An 18,342-nucleotide genomic window follows, 5' to 3' on the forward strand; every position below is an offset into this window, starting at 1 on the left:
TTCGTTATGGCAATGAAGATCGGAACGCAGAAATTTAAAGAGCGCGTATCTGACGGGCTCGAAAACGAGTTTATGAGGGGGGCTGTTTCAAGTGCGCAGGAGCGCTTGAGAACGCGCCGTCTTGAGGCGGCGGAAGAGCTCGGGAACTGGGAAGAATGGCGGTCTCAGGCCGAGGAAATCAGGCAGCACGTGCTCGAAAACCTGGACTACTACCTAGAACAGCTCGCCGAAAATGTCGCCAAAAAAGGCGGGCACGTATTCTTTGCACAGACGGCCGAAGAAGCGACAGGCTATATCCGCGATGTCGTGAAAAAGAAAAACGGCAAAAAAATCGTGAAATCAAAATCAATGGTGACCGAAGAAATCAACATGAACGAGGCGCTTGAACGCGACGGCTGCGAAGTGGTCGAAACCGATTTGGGCGAATACATCCTCCAAATCGATGATCATGATCCGCCGTCACATATCGTCGCACCTGCTTTGCATAAAAACAAAGAGCAAATCCGCGACGTCTTTAAAGAGCGGATCGGCTACCGCAACACCGAAAAGCCGGAAGAGCTTGTCATGCACGCGCGCGCCGTGCTGAGAAAGAAATTTCTCGAGGCTGACATCGGCATTACGGGCTGCAATTTTGCGATTGCCGATACGGGGTCTGTCAGCCTTGTCACAAACGAGGGAAACGGCCGTCTCGTCACGACCATTCCGAAGACGCAGATTACCGTGATGGGGATGGAGCGGCTCGTCCCTTCATTCGACGAGTTTGAAGTTCTCGTCGGCATGCTCACAAGAAGTGCGGTCGGACAGCGGCTGACGAGCTATATCACGGCGCTGACAGGGCCGCGGCTGCCCGGTGAAGCGGACGGACCCGAAGAGTTTCACCTCGTCATCGTTGACAACGGGCGTTCGAACATTCTCGGAACGGAGTTTCAATCCGTCCTCCAATGCATCCGCTGTGCGGCCTGCATCAATGTCTGTCCCGTATACCGTCATGTCGGTGGACATTCTTACGGTTCGATCTATTCAGGCCCGATCGGAGCCGTATTGTCGCCGCTGCTCGGCGGATATGACGATTATAAAGAACTGCCGTACGCCTCTTCATTATGTGCGGCCTGCTCTGAAGCATGTCCTGTGAAAATCCCGCTTCATGAACTGCTTCTGAAGCACCGGCAGCGCATCGTTGAAAAAGAAGGGCGCGCACCGATATCCGAGAAGCTCGCGATGAAAGCGTTCGGCTTGGGAACATCTGCGCCATCCCTATATAAAATGGGCTCCAAATGGGCGCCGGCAGCCATGAAGCCGTTTAATGAAGACGGCAAAATAACGAAGGGGCCGGGTCCGTTAAAACAGTGGACCCAGATTCGCGACTTCCCCGCGCCGAACAAGTCAAGGTTCCGCGACTGGTTTGAGGACAGACGGAAAGAGAAGGGGGAAGACAGATGACAAATGGAACAATCCAAAACAAAGACGGCTTTTTAAACCGGATTGCGGAAAGGCTCGGCCGCAACAGGCGCTCGGCGGGCGTCACCGTTCCTGATTATACGTATCAGCCGCAGCACCGGGTATATCAAGGCTATACACAGGATGAGCTTGTCGGCGTCTTAAAGGACCACTGCCGGAAAATTCATACGGAGCTGATTGAAACGGATGTCATCGGCTTGCATGATGCCTTGTATGAACAAGCATCGCGATTTGGAGGCGGGCCTGTCATCATTCCGAAAGATGACCGTTTTAAAGAGTACGGACTGTCAGGCCTGTTAACAGACAAGTGGCCGAATGAGGGGACAAAAGTATGGGAATGGGATGCAGCGGCCGGAGATGAAAATATCCAGCGGGCCGAACAGGCTAACATCGGCGTGACATTCAGCGAGATCACGCTTGCTGAATCCGGAACGGTCGTCCTCTTCAGTTCAAAAGACAAAGGACGTTCTGTCAGCTTGCTGCCGACGACATATATCGCGATCGTCCCGAAAAGCACCATCGTCCCGCGGATGACACAGGCAAGCGCAATGATCAAACAAAAGGTTGCAGACGGCGACGTCATCCCGTCCTGCATCAACTATGTCACTGGACCGAGCAATTCAGCCGACATCGAAATGGATCTTGTAGTCGGCGTCCACGGCCCGGTAAAAGCGGCCTATATTGTCGTGACGGACCGGTAATAAGACGATAACAAAAAGATTAGCCTCATGCTGAGCTAATCTTTTTTATTTAGCGATATGAAAATTCCGGCATATCCCGATTTACCGCATCATTCCACTTTTTTGCCGGTCATAAACTTGTTATATTAAAATGGCATTTTTATCAGTTAGCCGGCTCTGCATCCCCATTTCTGCTGCTGGTTCGAGCCGTTTGCATCTCATTTATTATTCTCGGAAACACCCCTGAAAGAAAGAGTCTATTAAAATTTAAGGTAATGTTAAGGATAAGATTATTTCCCGATAATGTTCACTCACTATAATGGAGAATAGTGAAGGAGTGACTCGTATGCGGGCGGTATGTCTGAATGAATTTATCAGTCTTTTTAAAAGCATCAAGTCGATGATTGTCATTATTATTATGTTTTGGGTGAGCTATAAGACTGCGGGATTGATCGAACAGGCGCCTGCGGACTTCGTGCGCGAATTGGATTTAGGAAGCGATGCAAACGCAATCGGAACAGCCGTTATCGTTTTTGCTCTCGGTTTCCTGTTTATCGCTGGACTTTCCCATGACATGATCAACCGCGAAGTCCATGCCCGGACGGTCAGATTTCTTGTGACGAAAACGTCGCGGATCAAGATCATTCTGGGGAAATTTTTGGGCGTCTGGCTGTTTTGGTTTTTCTGCATGCTCGTTTCATATACATTGGGGATGATCGTCTCAAAAGAGTTTTTATGGATGAGTTATGCAGACAGCATGGCTTTTCTTACAGCTGCAATCTCTTTGAACCTTTTATTTTCGATCGTGATTTCAAGGCCCGCCATGTCCATGTTTTTCGGAATCGTGTTTGCACTCGTCTTTCCTGCGGTCAGTTTATGGGCTGTTTATTCAGAGAACGGCATGATCACCTGGTTTAAATATGTAACGCCGTACTATTACTCCGTATTGGGCGGTTCTTTTATTTTCATCAACTTTGTCTACGCCGCCATCGTTCTGTGCGGCGCGATCGTTTTGTTTAAAAGGAGAGATTTATAATGAATGTGGTGATCGAGGCAAAAGGGCTGATGAAAAGCTACGGAGCCAAAACCGTCGTCAACCATGTCGACCTCCAAGTCGAAAAAGGAGAGATTTACGGATTCCTCGGCCGCAACGGTGCGGGGAAATCTACGTTCATGAATATGATTACAGGCATTACTCAGCCGACTGCCGGCAGTTTTCTGCTGTTAAATGACGCTTCGATTGAAAACGTCAAGCATCGCATCGGCGTTTTGCCCGATTATTTGACTCTCTATGATTCAATGACAGCAGTCGGGCATTTGAAGTATTTTGCAAAGCTGAACGGACAAGCCGTATCGACTGAGCGGTGCGAAGAAGTCTTAGAGAGAGTGGGGTTTACCGAGCATACTGAAAAAAAAGCGGGCACCTATTCATTCGGTATGAAAAAAAAGCTCGGCATCGCCCAGGCGATCATCCACGATCCCGAGCTCATCTTTTTGGATGAACCGACATCAGGTGTCGATGCCGAATCGGCTCTGCACATTCAAAAGCTGATCATAGATTTGCAAAAAGAAGGTAAGACGGTATTTATGACGTCACACAACCTGCATGAAATCGAGAAAATCTGCACCCGAATCGCGATTATGAAAAACGGCCGCATTTTAATGGAAGGCACGCTCGATGAATTAAGAAGGCATTTCATGTCGAACATAAGCGTTCACATTCGTCACTCGAATATTCCCGAGCAGCATTTCGGCCTGATCGACCGTTTTCTTGAGTCAGCTGGTGAAAACGTTCAATTCAAGCACCATGAGATTTCGATCACCGTCAATTCAGAAGAAAAAATTCCCGCCATCGTCAGAGTATTAACGAACTGCAAAGTGGGAATCTACAGAATTCATGTCGATGAACCGTCGCTTGAAGACATCTTTATGGACAGCTCAGAGGAACGCGTTGTTTCTTGACAGAAAGACTTTGATAGGCATGAGCCCGGGTTTGTTCGGGCATCATGCCTTTAATCTTGCGGATGCGAATGGCGTCAATGGATAGATCTATTAAAAACCCGAACAAAAAACGCCTTTGAATAAAGGCGTTTTCCATAAGGGGCGCTCGGTTTCTAGTATTTCCCCAAAATCGACATGTCGCCGGTCGCATCTTCATCAATGACATTTCCGTCTTGGTCCATTTTGACGAAATACCTGCCTCCGTTTGTTACGTTTTTGTACTCGGTTTCCGAAGTGCCGTCATCGTTTTGTGTGAATTCAAATTGAACATCAGCGATAAGAGTGTTGCTGTTGAGGTCGACATAGTAGGAATGGAAGCTGACATGGCTCCAGTCATCCTTTTCGGCGGGGATGTCTGATATGACGCCGACTTTTTCAGCGGGATCATTGACAATCACACCGTAATCCTTTTGCAAATTGCCGGTTTCGATATCAGCGTCGTTTAAAATCTCTTTCATCTGGCTAAATTCAGCATCTGTAGGTGTTGTATACCTGTCTTCAGGAATGTCTTTCGCAAAGCTTACGGACGATGAACCAAAGACGAGCGTCAATACGGACAAGATCACCATAAACGAAAGTTTTTTCACGTTCTCTTCCTCCTTTAGCTGATGTGATGATTCGGTTCACACTCTATCATCGTTAAAATATTTTGTAAAGTTTGAATAATATTTCAATTTAACTATTTTTTTCGGGGGATATTCGCCGATTTTACATTTTTCCTCTTATGGAGAATGCTCCATCACCATGAAAGTTGTGCATATCTTCCCTTGTATTTTCCAATAGAAAAGGCAATTTTCCTTAAAAAGAGAGAAAAATTTTAATTTTTATTTTTTGGCAGTGGATTTGATGTTGACAAAGTCAAGATCGGCACGTATATTATATGAATATATTTCAGGCAGAAGAAACACAATGAACGGGAGCAGTAAAAGATCGGCATTGGCAAAGAGAGCTGCGGGTAGGTGCGACGCAGACCAATGAACCTTTGAACTCGCCCGGGAGTGGACTGGCTAAAGGACGGACATCAATTCCTGAGGACACTACGATTAACCTTCGTTAACAGGTTTGCACAGCACGGCTGTGCTTCTCAAAAGCTGGATTCTTGGCATAGAATCAAAAAGAGTGGTACCGCGGTAAGCTTCAAAGCTCATCGTCTCTTTATCTTCAAATCGAAGAGGGAGACGGTGAGCTTTTTTTATTTTAATAGAGGAAGTGAACATAGATGGAGAAAGACATGCAGAAGCTCGAGCGCACGATGACATCGCGGCATATTATGATGATGGCATTGGGCGGAGCCATTGGAGCAGGATTATTTAAAGGAAGCAGCAAAGCGATCGATTTGGCGGGGCCTTCGGTCATGATCGCCTACATGATCGGCGGCATAATTTTGCTGTTTATCATGCAGGGGCTCGCCGAGATGGCTGTCCGAAACAGTGAAGCCAGAACATTCAGGGATCTCGTTCAATCAATATTAGGGCCGTATGCCGCTTATTTTTTGGACTGGATATACTGGAAAATGTGGGTTCTCAATATTGCGGCAGAGGCTGTTGTCGCCGCGATATTTTTGCAGTACTGGCTGCCGGGGCTGCCGATCTGGGTGCTGGCGCTGTTTGTTTCACTCGTCATTACGAGCGTGAATTTGCTTTCTGTCAAAAGCTTCGCCGAGACGGAATACTGGCTTGCCCTTATTAAAATCACAGTGATTGTCGTCTTTATTATATCCGGATTTATCTTGTTATTTTTCTCTTTTGGACAACACTCAGCTGTCGGTTTTACTCATTTGACAGACCATGGCGGCTTCTTCCCGAATGGCGCCGGAGGGCTGATTACAGCCATGCTTGTTGTGATCTATTCCTACGGCGGAACCGAAATTATCGGGGTGACACTGGCGGAAACCAAAAACCCTGAGAAGGTCGTGCCTAAAGCCGTGCGTGGAACGTTGACTCGAATTATTGCTTTTTATCTTCTGCCGTTTTTCGTGATCGTCAGCTTGATTCCATGGAATCAAGTCAACGGAGTGTCGGAGAGTCCTTTTGTCATGGTCTTTAAGATGATCGGCATTCCCGGAGCGGATCATTTGATGAATGCGGTCATTTTACTGGCGGTCATTTCTTCGATGAACTCAGGGCTTTACGGCGCCTCACGAATTTTGTATACACAGGCGTCAGACGGAAGAATGCCGAAAATCTTTTCGAGACTTTCCGTGAGAAAGGTGCCGGTTTATTCGATTCTATTATGTACTTCTTTCTTATACTTGGGTGTATTGTTTTCACTGTTTGCCGGCAGCCAAACGTTTGAATATTTGATGGGGTCTCTCGGCTATACCGTCCTTGTAATCTGGATGCTGATTGCCGCCGCCCATTTAAAATCGAGGAAACGGAATCAAACAGCGGGGAACGGCTACTATGTCAAATGGTTCCCTTATACGACTTGGGTGGCAATCATTTCGCTGACAGCGATACTGATCGGTGTCATCCTGACCACGTCGATTGTCATTACACTGGTGACGGCGGGAATCTATTTGCTCATTAGCGCTGCTTATTTCTTTAAAGGAAGGAACCAGACAGCCGGCCAAACGGCCGCTTCTTAAAAAAAGGCTTGCCTCCGCAGGGAGGCAAGCTTTTAACACATTAGTTCGATTTTTTTCGAACTAATTTCTTTTATTCACCGGAACGATTATGTTATCGTCTAATTACATAACCACTACACTTCAGGAAGAAGGAAAAACGATGTCAGAACAGCATTTCAAAAATACGAAGTATTCCGTATTAAATCTGTCTCCTATCGTACAAGGCGGAAATGCGGGACAATCTTTTAAACAATCTATGGATTTGGCGCAGCATGCCGAAAAATGGGGATACCACAGGTTCTGGCTGGCTGAGCACCATAATATCGAAGGCGTTGCGAGTTCGGCCACCTCTGTTTTGATCGGCTATATCGCCGGGGGCACTAAGAAGATGCGCATCGGTTCGGGAGGGATTATGCTGCCGAACCATTCCCCGCTTGTCATCGCCGAACAGTTCGGAACGCTTGAATCCCTTTATCCAGGCAGAATCGATTTAGGACTGGGGCGCGCTCCGGGTACGGATCAATTAACCGCCCGCGCATTAAGAAGAAATATAAGCAGCGGGGAGGATTTTCCCGAGCAGCTTGAAGAACTCCGCCAGTATTTTAAGCCGTCCGGCAATGTAAGAAATCACGTGCGCGCCATACCGGGCGAAGGGCTTGATGTGCCGATTTGGCTTCTCGGTTCAAGCGGATTCAGCGCCCGGCTTGCCGGGGAACTCGGTTTGCCGTTTGCATTTGCGGCTCATTTTTCGCCGGCCAATACGCTGCCTGCCTTGGAACTGTACCGCAGTTCGTTTAAGCCGGGCGTCTTGGAGGAGCCTTATGCGATGGTCGGGGTGACCGTGATCGCAGCCGATGCGGACGCGCAAGCGCAGCGCCTTGCAACATCGCATTATCAGAAGTTTTTAGACCTTGTCCGCGGGGCCCCGACACAGCTTAAGCCGCCTGTAGATGATATGGATCAGATTTGGACGCCGCGTGAAAAAGCGATGGTAAATGAGCAGCTCAGCTCAACGATCATCGGCGGCCCGGACAGTGTGAAAGAAAAGCTTGAAGAATTCATCCGTACGACTCAGGCGGACGAGATCATGATCAATTCAGAAACGTTTGACCATGCTGACAGACTTCGCTCGTTTGAAATCATTGCAGATGTCTGGAAAAACGGCTAAACGGCACAAAAGCAACGGAACGGAAAAACCGCCCGTTGCTTTTTTTATGAGTACTTTAGCAATATATTTATTTTTGAAAATAGACGTAGATGAGGGACGGCATCATCCTGTACGCGAGCATCCGCCTACACCCCATTCATACGTCCCAGAACGTTCGACAGCCAGATTCATTTTGTTCGAAGCCCATCATTTTAAATATTTCCGGGCCGTAATACGTAATGGCGTTCATCAGATAACCGTTTTTAAGAAAAGGGTTTTTTCATTGAGGCACGTTTTCATGAAATATGTATAGTATAGAAATCAACAGGGACAATAATTAAAACAGATGTGTGAACATTCGCGCGAATCTTGTCGATGAATTGATTCTTAACAGTTGAATAAACATTTTAACCCTGTTACAATAAGGAATGTAAGCAGGAGCAATTTTTTTTGGCTGAGGTGGGACGTTTTCAGTCACTATGGGACATTATCTGTCCAGGACGAGATGAAAGGAACATTTTGGCATGAATCAACTAATACAGGCTCAAAAAAAATTATTGCCGGATCTTCTCGATGTCATGCAGAAAAGGTACAAAATTTTGCAGTACATAAGGCTGACTGAACCGATCGGCAGAAGAAGCCTTGCCGCCAGCCTCGGCATCAGCGAGCGGATTTTAAGGGCGGAGGTTCAGTTTTTAAAAGAACAAAACCTACTAGAGATTAAAACAACCGGCATGATATTGACACTTGAAGGATCCAACCTGCTGAAAGTTCTCGAAGATACGATGAAGGACGTTTTAGGTTTAACCCATTTGGAAAATACATTAAAAGAGAGGTTGAATCTCGACGAAGTCATCATTGTATCGGGAGACAGCGACCAGTCCCCATGGGTCAAAAAAGAGATGGGGAGAGCGGCCGTCGCATGCATGAAAAGCAGGTTTACGGGGGAAAATATCGTCGCCGTAACCGGAGGTACGACGCTTGAGGCCGTGGCAGAAATGATGACGCCTGACTCGAAAAACCGCAAGCTGCTTTTTGTTCCGGCAAGAGGCGGGCTCGGCGAAAACGTCAGGAATCAGGCCAATACGATTTGCGCCCATATGGCCGAGAAAGCTTCCGGTACATACAGGCTGTTATTTGTGCCGGGTCAGCTGAGCAAAGAAGCATATTCTTCTATCATTGAGGAACCTTCTATTAAAGAAGTGCTTCAGACAATTCAATCGTCCAGTATGGTGATCCATGGAATCGGGGATGCTAAAACAATGGCAGAACGAAGAAATACACCGAAGGAAGATTTGAAGAAAATAGAAGAAAATGAGGCAGTTGCAGAAGCGTTCGGCTACTATTTCGACCGCCACGGAGAAGTCATTCACAAAGTGCACAGCGTAGGCATCCAGCTCGAAGATCTTGATTCAATCCCGAACATCATTGCGGTGGCGGGAGGCTCGTCAAAAGCGGACGCGATAGAGGCGTACTTCAAAAAGCCGCGCAACACGGTTTTGATCACTGATGAAGGAGCCGCGAAACAGTTATTAAGGGAAGCTTCTTCCCTCAATATAAATTAAATATCTCTTATTTACTTAAAGGAGGAAATCATCATGGCAGTAAAAGTCGGTATTAATGGTTTTGGTCGTATTGGACGCAATGTATTCCGCGCAGCATTAAATAATCCTGAAGTTGAGGTTGTAGCAGTTAACGATTTGACAGACGCTAACATGCTTGCTCACCTATTACAATATGATTCAGTACACGGAAAATTGGACGCAGAGGTTTCTGTTGACGGAAACAACCTAGTTGTTAACGGTCAAACAATCCAAGTTACAGCAGAGCGCGATCCTTCTAAACTTAGCTGGGGCAAACAAGGCGTTGAAATCGTAGTTGAATCTACTGGTTTCTTCACAAAACGCGCAGACGCGGCGAAACATTTGGAAGCCGGCGCGAAAAAAGTTATCATTTCAGCTCCTGCGAGTGAAGAAGATATTACAATCGTTATGGGTGTTAACGAAGATAAATACGATGCGGCTAACCACGATGTAATCTCTAACGCATCTTGCACAACAAACTGCCTTGCGCCGTTTGCAAAAGTTCTGAACGACAAATTCGGCATCAAACGCGGTATGATGACAACTGTTCACTCTTACACAAACGATCAGCAAATCCTGGATCTTCCGCACAAAGACTACCGTCGTGCGCGTGCGGCAGCTGAAAGCATCATTCCTACAACAACTGGTGCAGCGAAAGCCGTTTCTCTTGTACTTCCTGAATTGAAAGGAAAACTGAACGGCGGAGCAATGCGTGTTCCAACACCAAACGTATCACTTGTTGACCTGGTTGCTGAACTTGACAAAGAAGTAACAGCAGAAGAAGTAAACGCAGCGTTTAAAGAAGCAGCAGAAGGCGAACTTCAAGGCGTTCTTGGCTACAGCGAAGAGCCGCTTGTTTCTAAAGACTACAACGGCAATGCAAACTCTTCTACAATCGATGCTCTTTCTACAATGGTTATGGAAGGCAGCATGGTTAAAGTTATTTCTTGGTATGACAACGAAAGCGGATATTCTCACCGTGTAGTTGACCTTGCCGCTTACATCGCAAAACAAGGTCTTTAATCCGGAAACCAGAATCAGACTTGGTTCTTGATGAGAGAAGCGCTATAATGAAAGCGGACAAGGGAAGGGGACACACACTCCCTTTCCCTTTTTCCATATCGGCGCCAATTAAGCCGCCCGGGGATTTCCGTTTTCAGGCTTGTAAAACATTAAAAGGAGGATCTCCTAAAAGCCATGAACAAAAAATCAGTAAAAGACATTGATGTAAAAGGCCGTGTTGTTTTCTGCCGTGTTGACTTTAACGTTCCGATGAAGGACGGAAAAGTGACGGATGATACGAGAATCCGCGCCGCACTTCCGACGATTCAATACTTAACAGAGCAGGGAGCGAAAGTTCTTCTTGCAAGCCACTTGGGCCGTCCGAAAGGCCAGGTTTCAGAAGAGCTTCGCTTAACGCCGGTAGCCGCACGCCTCGGCGAACTGATCGGCAAAGAAGTGAAAAAAGCGGATGAAGCTTACGGCGACGCCGTAAAAGCGCAAATTTCCGAAATGAAAGACGGAGATATTCTCGTATTGGAAAATGTCCGCTTCTATCCGGGAGAGGAAAAGAATGATCCTGAGCTGTCTAAAGCGTTTGCCGACCTGGCTGACGTTTATGTCAATGACGCATTCGGAGCGGCTCACCGTGCCCATGCTTCAACAGCAGGTATCGCTGAACACCTTCCTGCTGTTGCAGGCTTCCTCATGGAAAAAGAGCTTGAAGTGCTGGGCAAAGCACTGTCTAACCCTGAACGTCCGTTTACAGCGATCATCGGCGGCGCAAAAGTAAAAGACAAAATCGGCGTGATCGAAAGTCTTCTTGAGAAAGTAGACAACCTGATCATCGGCGGCGGTCTTGCTTACACGTTCGTTAAAGCGCTGGGCCATGAAGTAGGAAAATCCCTGCTTGAAGAAGATAAAATTGAATTGGCTAAATCTTTCATGGACCGCGCCAAAGAAAAAGGCGTGAACTTCTACATGCCTACAGACGTGCTTGTTGCTGACGATTTCTCAAACGACGCCAACACGAAAGTCGTGCCGGTCAGCGAAATCCCTAGCGACTGGGAAGCCCTTGACATCGGGGAGGAAACAAGAAAAACATATGCTGACGTCATTAAAAACAGCAAGCTTGTTGTTTGGAACGGACCGATGGGTGTATTCGAACTCGATGCGTTCGCTAAAGGAACAAAAGCTGTCGCTGAAGCTTTAGCAGAGGCAAAAGATACATACTCTGTCATCGGCGGCGGAGACTCTGCAGCTGCTGTAGAAAAGTTCGGCCTTGCTGACAAAATGAGCCACATTTCAACAGGCGGCGGAGCTTCCCTTGAGTTTATGGAAGGAAAAGAACTTCCTGGCGTCAAAGCATTGAACGACAAGTAAGCAAAATATACAGCATAAGGAGTGGAGCATATGAGAAAACCAATTATAGCCGGTAACTGGAAGATGAATAAAGTGCTTTCAGAAGCTGTCAGCTTCGTTGAAGAAGTGAAATCTTCCATTCCCGCAGCAGATAAAGCAGAAGCTGTTGTCTGTGCGCCTGCACTGTTCCTTGAAAAGCTTGCATCAGCTGTTAAAGGTACAGATCTGAAAGTCGGCGCGCAAAACATGCACTTTGAAGAAAGCGGTGCTTTCACGGGTGAAATCAGCCCTGCGGCTTTGAAAGACCTCGGAGTTGAATACTGCGTCATCGGCCACTCCGAGCGCCGCGAAATGTTTGCTGAAACGGATGAAACGGTCAACAAAAAAGCGCATGCTGCATTCAAATATGGCATCGTGCCGATCATCTGCGTAGGTGAAACGCTTGAAGAGCGCGAAGCAAACAAAACAAACGAGCTTGTTGCAGACCAAGTGAAAAAAGCACTTGCAGGTTTAACAACTGAACAGGTAGCTGCTTCCGTGATCGCTTATGAGCCGATCTGGGCGATTGGAACCGGCAAATCTTCAACTGCACAAGATGCAAACGAAGTATGCGCGCACATCCGCAAAACCGTTGCATCAGAATTCGGACAAGCTGCAGCAGACAGCGTCCGCATTCAGTACGGTGGAAGCGTAAAACCTGCGAACATTAAAGAATATATGGCCGAATCCGATATCGACGGCGCTCTTGTCGGCGGAGCAAGCCTTGAGCCGCAGTCTTTCGTGCAATTACTGGAGGCAGGTCAATATGAGTAATAAATTGGCCGCACTCATCATTTTGGATGGGTTTGGACTAAGGGACGAAACAGTCGGAAACGCCGTAGCCCAAGCGAAGAAACCGAACTTTGACCGCTATTGGAACAAGTATCCGCATCAGACGCTGACAGCTTCAGGCGAAGCGGTCGGACTTCCCGAAGGACAAATGGGAAACTCTGAAGTCGGCCACTTGAACATTGGCGCCGGACGGATCGTCTATCAAAGCCTGACGCGCGTCAACGTCGCAATCCGTGAAGGCGAATTTGAGCGGAACGAAACGTTTTTAGACGCGATGAAACACGTCAAAGAAAAAGGCACAAACCTCCACTTGTTCGGACTGCTGTCTGACGGCGGAGTACACAGCCACATTCAACATTTGTACGCACTCTTGAAGCTTGCGAAAAAAGAAGGCGTTGAAAACGTCTATATTCACGGCTTCCTTGACGGCCGCGATGTAGGCCCGCAAACAGCTGAGAAGTACATCAAAGAGCTTCAGGAGCAAATCGAAGAAATCGGCGTCGGCGAGATCGCAACATTGTCAGGCCGCTATTATTCAATGGACCGAGACAAGCGCTGGGACCGCGTCGAAAAAGCGTACCGCGCCATGGCATACGGAGAAGGACCGAAATATGAAAATCCGCTCGATGTCGTGAAAGATTCTTATGAAAACGGAATTTACGATGAATTCGTCATTCCTTCCGTCATCACGAAAGAAAACGGCGAGCCTGTTGCGACAATCAAGGACAACGATGCGGTCATTTTCTACAACTTCAGACCTGACCGGGCGATCCAGATTTCCAACACGTTCACCAATGATGACTTCCGCGATTTCGACCGCGGAGACAAGCATCCGAAAAACCTTCATTTCGTCTGCTTGACACATTTCAGTGAAACGGTTGACGGATACGTGGCATTCAAACCGGTCAATCTCGACAACACAGTCGGCGAAGTTTTATCCCAAAACGGGTTGAAGCAGCTTCGCATCGCTGAAACTGAAAAATATCCGCACGTTACGTTCTTTATGAGCGGCGGACGCGAAGAGAAATTCCCTGGCGAAGAGCGAATCTTAATCGACTCGCCTAAAGTTGCAACATACGACTTGAAACCTGAAATGAGCGCATATGAAGTAAAAGATGCGCTTGTCAAAGAAATTGAGGCTGAAAACCATAACGCGATCATCCTCAACTTTGCCAACCCTGACATGGTCGGACATTCAGGAAAAGTCGAGCCGACGGTCAAAGCAATCGAAGCGGTTGACGAGTGCCTCGGCGAAGTCGTTGATGCGATTCTTGCAAAAGGCGGCCACGCGATTATTACGGCCGACCACGGTAACGCAGACGTGCTGATTACTGAAGAAGGCAAGCCGCACACCGCACATACGACAAATCCGGTTCCTGTCATCGTCACAAAAGAAGGCGTGACATTAAGAGAAGGCGGAATCCTCGGGGATCTGGCGCCAACTCTTTTAGACTTGCTGGGTGTTGAAAAACCGAAAGAAATGACAGGATCGTCATTAATTCAAAAATAAGCTTTAAAGGAGAGAAACAAACATGCCATACATTGTTGATGTTTATGCACGTGAAGTATTAGACTCCCGCGGTAACCCGACGGTTGAAGTTGAAGTATACACTGAATCAGGAGCTTTTGGACGCGCGCTTGTTCCAAGCGGAGCTTCCACTGGTGAATACGAAGCTGTTGAGCTTCGCGACGGCGACAAAGACCGCTACCTTGGAAAAGGAGTTTTAACAGCCGTTAACAACGTAAACGAAATCATCGCACCTGAGCTTATCGGCTTTGATGTGACAGAGCAAGTATCAATCGACAAATTGCTGATCGAACTTGACGGAACTGAAAATAAAGGCAAGCTCGGCGCCAACGCCATCCTTGGCGTATCAATGGCCGTTGCCCGCGCAGCTGCGGATTTCTTACAGATTCCTCTATACCAATACCTTGGAGGATTCAACTCTAAAACTCTCCCAGTACCGATGATGAACATCGTAAACGGCGGAGAGCATGCGGACAACAACGTTGACATTCAAGAATTCATGATCATGCCTGTCGGTGCGGAAAACTTCCGCGAAGCACTTCGCATGGGAGCACAAATTTTCCACAGCTTGAAATCAGTTCTTTCTGCTAAAGGAATGAACACTGCTGTAGGTGATGAAGGCGGATTCGCTCCAAACCTTGGTTCTAACGAAGAAGCGCTTCAAACAATCGTTGAAGCGATTGAAAAAGCCGGCTTCAAACCTGGCGAAGAAGTGAAATTGGCTATGGATGCTGCATCTTCTGAGTTCTACAACAAAGAAGACGGCAAATACCATCTGTCCGGCGAAGGCGTTGTGAAAACATCTGCTGAAATGGTTGACTGGTACGAAGAAATGGTTTCTAAATACCCAATCATCTCTATCGAAGACGGACTTGACGAAAACGACTGGGAAGGCCACAAACTTCTGACTGAGCGTCTTGGCTCAAAAGTTCAGCTTGTCGGTGATGACCTTTTCGTTACAAACACGAAAAAACTTGCTGAAGGCATCAAAAACGGCGTCGGCAACTCTATCCTGATCAAAGTAAACCAAATCGGTACATTGACTGAAACATTCGATGCGATCGAAATGGCGAAACGCGCAGGCTACACTGCTGTTATCTCTCACCGTTCTGGTGAAACTGAAGACAGCACAATCGCTGACATCGCTGTGGCAACAAACGCAGGACAAATCAAAACAGGTGCTCCGTCCCGTACGGACCGTGTTGCGAAATACAACCAGCTTCTTCGCATCGAAGATCAGTTGGCTGAAACTGCTCAATACCACGGTATTCAATCTTTCTACAACTTGAATAAGTAAGCATAAAAAAAAGCTTGGCTGCTGATGCGGCCAAGCTCTTTTTTGTGTGAAAGCTAAATTTTTTCTTTACCCTGACAAGAGCTGTCAGGGTTTTTGACTATAATAGGCTGTATCAATTGAGATTGGAGTGTTATGGATGCAGTCGAAAACAGTTTATCTTTATGCATTTCCTACAATGTCGGATTGGGAATATGGATATTTAATGGCCGAACTGAACTCGGGAAGATATTTCAAAAAAGATGCAGCACCTTTAAAAGTCATGACAATAGGAGTGACTAAAGAAATGGTGACGACGATGGGAGGGCTGCGCATCAAACCGGATATCTCACTTGATGAGTGGACGCTTGAGAGTACGGATCTTTTAATTTTACCCGGAGGGAATACTTGGGGAGAAGAGATTCATCAGCCGATCTTAAAAAAGGCCGGCGAAGCTTTAGAGCTTGGCGCGATGGTTGCCGCAATTTGCGGCGCAACTGCGGGACTGGCGAATAACGGATACTTGAATTCAAGAAAGCATACAAGCAATGACCTGGCATATATGAAAATGGTCTGTCCCCATTATAAAGGAGAACCATTTTATGAGATGGACCCAGCGGTATCTGATGAGAATCTGGTTACTGCATCAGGAACGGCTCCTCTTGAATTCGCGAGGGAAGTGCTGAAAAAATTAGACGTGTTTGCACCGGATACATTGGATTCATGGTATCAGCTCAATAAGACCGGCCAACCTGAATATTTCTTCACGTTAATGAACTCGATCAATAAGTAGCTCAAAGACCATGAGGAGAACGATGCTTTAGACGCTGGAGGAGCATTTTTTTCGGTAGATAAGCAAATTTCATGAGGGAAAAGGGTTTTTTATTTTATTTAACACTCTGCTTGGTATGGTATAATCTACCTCGTATAAAAAGCTTTGCTCACTCAAGGGAAGTCTTGCTCATCCCCTTCTGAAAGGGGGTGATAAAAGTGACAGCATATGAAACAATCTCTTTAATGATTGCTTTTGGCATGCTGATTGCCATGTTGTCAAAGAACAAAGAAAAATAGACCGCCCCTTGAGCCTGGAAAGTGATAGGGAGTGGTCTATTTTAGATCAATCTGAGCAAGCCCCTTCGAAGGGCCGGCTTTTTGTACAAGCCGAAGTGTTGGAGCACTTCGGTCTTCTTAATATATACAACATGCTTTCTGAGATTACATCTATATCATAAGGAATTTTCATTAATTTGTAAATGGTGATAGCAAATTGTTGTTTTTATGAATCGGAAAGGTATTTTCTGCCCCATTTTGTCTAGCACTGTTTATAACCTTGGGCTCCAACAACCCTTCAGCCTAAGAAAAAGCCCACCCGTTATCACAGACTTTTCACAGGTTTCAGAAGCCAGGCGGGAAGAAAACCGCTAATGCCAATGATCAAAAAACCAATGATCGACAGCAGTGCAATCGCAATGGAAGAGAGCGTTTGCTGAAGGCTGTAAGCCGCGCAGGAAAGCAGCACACCCAATCCTAAGGTGATGAGGAAGACCTTTTGATTCGTGAAAAACAACGTTTCAGATCTTTTGAATTTGATATAAATTAAAGGAAGACCCGTATAGCCTCCTATGATAAGTGTGAACAGCATCGCTAAAATAAACTGAGGTATAGCTGAAACATTGACTCCGAACATTTCTCCAAATGAAGCCGACCAGCTGCTTAACATCACAAATCCTAAAAGATAGAGAATGGATAAAGCCAAATTTTTCATTTAAATCCCTCCACTTGAAAATATACACTATAAGTATTCAAAAGTAAAAGCGGAATAATTATCTTAGTGTTTGAACTAAAAAACTATTGTTTTATTAAGAAAAAATAGTTGAATGGAGTTTCATGGTATTAAAAGAATTTTTGGGAGAATATGCTATAATTAACTTATACATTTAAGGAGCTGTTTAATTTGAAACATTATAAAGGGGATGGCGCGGTATTTCTTGTAATCGGTTTTTGTTTAGGGCTTTTCCTTGGAGTCGTTTTTAATATTTTATCGTATGGTCTTTCTATAGGAATAATGCTTGGATCGTTAATAGATCTTTCTTTTTATATTCGATACAAAAAGATAAACAATAAATAGAGTGATCTTTTAATTAAACATCTATGCCACGTACAGGATTCTAACTATTTGGCTGTCAAGATGAGAGTACTGTTAAATGTTCTATTTGGTTATTTTTTTGACAAAGCATAAAAAATAAATCATACATACTACATTCAATGGACTTAAATGTGTTGGACATTATGTATCACTTTATGATTTTTTTACTTATCTTCAAAATAAAAATAACACCCTTGCGTCTTTTAAGCGAGGGTGTTATTTAATTGCTCTACATTTTAAACTGAGAAATCTTTTCTTGAAGGTCCTACGCTATAACCGCCAGGTCTTCTGATGCTTTGGCGATTTCTGCCGTAATCGATGACTGCTCCTCTGTTAAAGCGGATGAATTGTTTAGGTTTTCGCTTGTGTTCACTGAATAATCGTGCACTTGTTTGACGATATCGCGCATTTGTTTTGTATGTTCTTCAACAGCTTGGATATCATCTTTGGTAAGCTGAATATTTGCTGTCACATCATGGATAGATTGATGGATGCTTGTAAAGGACTGCCCCGTTTGTTTGACTTTTTCGATGCCTGTATGTGCAGCTTGCTGGCTGTCTTTCATCGATTCGACTGAATGGGTTATCCCGTCTTGTATTGAGTGGATGGTAGCTGAAATATCAGTCGAAGCATTTTTTGTTTCCTCGGCAAGCTTGCGGACTTCCTCAGCCACGACGGCGAACCCTTTTCCTGATTCACCAGCTCTCGCCGCTTCCACTGGATAATCCCACCTGTATAACAGCTTAAAAACGGTCTTCAGCATCATCC

17 protein-coding genes, 1 pseudogene and 1 other annotated feature are annotated in these 18,342 nt (G+C 46.0%); of the genes and pseudogenes, 15 read left to right on the plus strand and 3 right to left on the minus strand.

The window, feature by feature from the left end; all coding sequences use genetic code 11:
- Positions 1-6: 6 nt before the first annotated feature.
- From KI350_RS06375 to KI350_RS06390, 4 genes are all read left to right on the plus strand, one after another.
- The gene (locus tag KI350_RS06375) at positions 7-1,440 is read left to right on the plus strand and encodes a LutB/LldF family L-lactate oxidation iron-sulfur protein (protein WP_059230951.1); all 1,434 of its coding nucleotides are present in this window, start codon (positions 7-9) and stop codon (positions 1,438-1,440) included.
- Positions 1,437-2,159 carry a LutC/YkgG family protein gene (locus KI350_RS06380; protein ID WP_059230949.1) on the plus strand — a complete coding sequence of 241 codons (723 nt, stop codon included), beginning with the start codon at positions 1,437-1,439 and terminating at the stop codon, positions 2,157-2,159. Before KI350_RS06375 ends, KI350_RS06380 begins: the two co-directional genes overlap by 4 nt.
- A gap of 325 nt (positions 2,160-2,484) precedes the next feature.
- Positions 2,485-3,174 (plus strand): ABC transporter permease, encoded by a 690-nt coding sequence (locus tag KI350_RS06385; protein WP_059230947.1) that lies wholly within the window; start codon positions 2,485-2,487, stop codon positions 3,172-3,174.
- Complete coding sequence (locus KI350_RS06390) at positions 3,174-4,100, plus strand: ABC transporter ATP-binding protein (RefSeq protein ID WP_059230945.1); 927 nt, start codon at positions 3,174-3,176, stop codon at positions 4,098-4,100. The genes KI350_RS06385 and KI350_RS06390 overlap by 1 nt, the downstream gene beginning before the upstream one ends.
- A 152-nt stretch (positions 4,101-4,252) precedes the next feature.
- Here the strand turns inward: KI350_RS06390 and KI350_RS06395 are convergent, their stop codons facing one another.
- On the minus strand, positions 4,253-4,726 hold the full coding sequence (locus KI350_RS06395; RefSeq protein WP_065644300.1) for a hypothetical protein: 474 nt from the start codon (positions 4,724-4,726) through the stop codon (positions 4,253-4,255).
- A gap of 313 nt (positions 4,727-5,039) precedes the next feature.
- Positions 5,040-5,297: a binding site (T-box leader), on the plus strand.
- 61 nt (positions 5,298-5,358) lie between these two features.
- Here KI350_RS06395 and KI350_RS06400 point away from each other — a divergent pair.
- The 10 genes from KI350_RS06400 to KI350_RS23365 all read left to right on the plus strand — a co-directional run bounded on the left by KI350_RS06400 (position 5,359) and on the right by KI350_RS23365 (position 16,499).
- Complete coding sequence (locus KI350_RS06400; RefSeq protein ID WP_065644301.1) at positions 5,359-6,726, plus strand: amino acid permease; 1,368 nt, start codon at positions 5,359-5,361, stop codon at positions 6,724-6,726.
- Positions 6,727-6,865: 139 nt separating this feature from the next.
- A complete protein-coding gene (locus tag KI350_RS06405) occupies positions 6,866-7,873 on the plus strand; it encodes an LLM class flavin-dependent oxidoreductase (RefSeq protein WP_065644302.1) in 1,008 nt (335 codons plus the stop codon).
- 503 nt (positions 7,874-8,376) lie between these two features.
- Complete coding sequence (locus KI350_RS06410; RefSeq protein WP_065644303.1) at positions 8,377-9,417, plus strand: sugar-binding transcriptional regulator; 1,041 nt, start codon at positions 8,377-8,379, stop codon at positions 9,415-9,417.
- Between the two features lie 33 nt (positions 9,418-9,450).
- Complete coding sequence (gene gap, locus KI350_RS06415) at positions 9,451-10,458, plus strand: type I glyceraldehyde-3-phosphate dehydrogenase (RefSeq protein ID WP_020453005.1); 1,008 nt, start codon at positions 9,451-9,453, stop codon at positions 10,456-10,458.
- 174 nt (positions 10,459-10,632) lie between these two features.
- On the plus strand, positions 10,633-11,817 hold the full coding sequence (locus tag KI350_RS06420) for a phosphoglycerate kinase (RefSeq protein ID WP_020453004.1): 1,185 nt from the start codon (positions 10,633-10,635) through the stop codon (positions 11,815-11,817).
- A 30-nt stretch (positions 11,818-11,847) separates the two neighbouring features.
- Positions 11,848-12,609 (plus strand): triose-phosphate isomerase, encoded by a 762-nt coding sequence (gene tpiA / locus KI350_RS06425; protein WP_020453003.1) that lies wholly within the window; start codon positions 11,848-11,850, stop codon positions 12,607-12,609.
- Positions 12,602-14,137, plus strand: coding sequence for a 2,3-bisphosphoglycerate-independent phosphoglycerate mutase (gpmI, locus tag KI350_RS06430; RefSeq protein WP_020453002.1), 1,536 nt, complete (start codon positions 12,602-12,604; stop codon positions 14,135-14,137). The genes tpiA and gpmI overlap by 8 nt, the downstream gene beginning before the upstream one ends.
- Before the next feature lie 22 nt (positions 14,138-14,159).
- Entirely contained in the window at positions 14,160-15,452 is a 1,293-nt protein-coding gene (gene eno, locus KI350_RS06435) for a phosphopyruvate hydratase (RefSeq protein ID WP_020453001.1), read from the plus strand.
- Between the two features lie 136 nt (positions 15,453-15,588).
- Positions 15,589-16,221: a type 1 glutamine amidotransferase family protein gene (locus tag KI350_RS06440; RefSeq protein WP_020453000.1), complete on the plus strand. Its 633-nt coding sequence runs from the start codon at positions 15,589-15,591 to the stop codon at positions 16,219-16,221.
- A gap of 197 nt (positions 16,222-16,418) precedes the next feature.
- On the plus strand, positions 16,419-16,499 hold the full coding sequence (locus KI350_RS23365; protein ID WP_095292191.1) for a putative holin-like toxin: 81 nt from the start codon (positions 16,419-16,421) through the stop codon (positions 16,497-16,499).
- 304 nt (positions 16,500-16,803) lie between these two features.
- On the opposite strand, the gene KI350_RS06445 is transcribed toward KI350_RS23365, so the two are convergent.
- The gene (locus KI350_RS06445) at positions 16,804-17,193 is read right to left on the minus strand and encodes a hypothetical protein (RefSeq protein ID WP_020452999.1); all 390 of its coding nucleotides are present in this window, start codon (positions 17,191-17,193) and stop codon (positions 16,804-16,806) included.
- A gap of 189 nt (positions 17,194-17,382) precedes the next feature.
- On the opposite strand from KI350_RS06445, the gene KI350_RS23505 reads away from it, so the two are divergent.
- Complete coding sequence (locus tag KI350_RS23505) at positions 17,383-17,556, plus strand: glycine zipper domain-containing protein (RefSeq protein WP_023856319.1); 174 nt, start codon at positions 17,383-17,385, stop codon at positions 17,554-17,556.
- Between the two features lie 283 nt (positions 17,557-17,839).
- Here the strand turns inward: KI350_RS23505 and KI350_RS06450 are convergent.
- Positions 17,840-18,292 (minus strand): annotated as a pseudogene (locus tag KI350_RS06450) (methyl-accepting chemotaxis protein); the annotation flags it as partial.
- Between the last annotated feature and the right edge of the window lie 50 nt (positions 18,293-18,342).

It is taken from the genome of Bacillus sp. J41TS8, assembly GCF_018333035.1.
Lineage (GTDB): Bacteria > Bacillota > Bacilli > Bacillales > Bacillaceae > Bacillus > Bacillus paralicheniformis.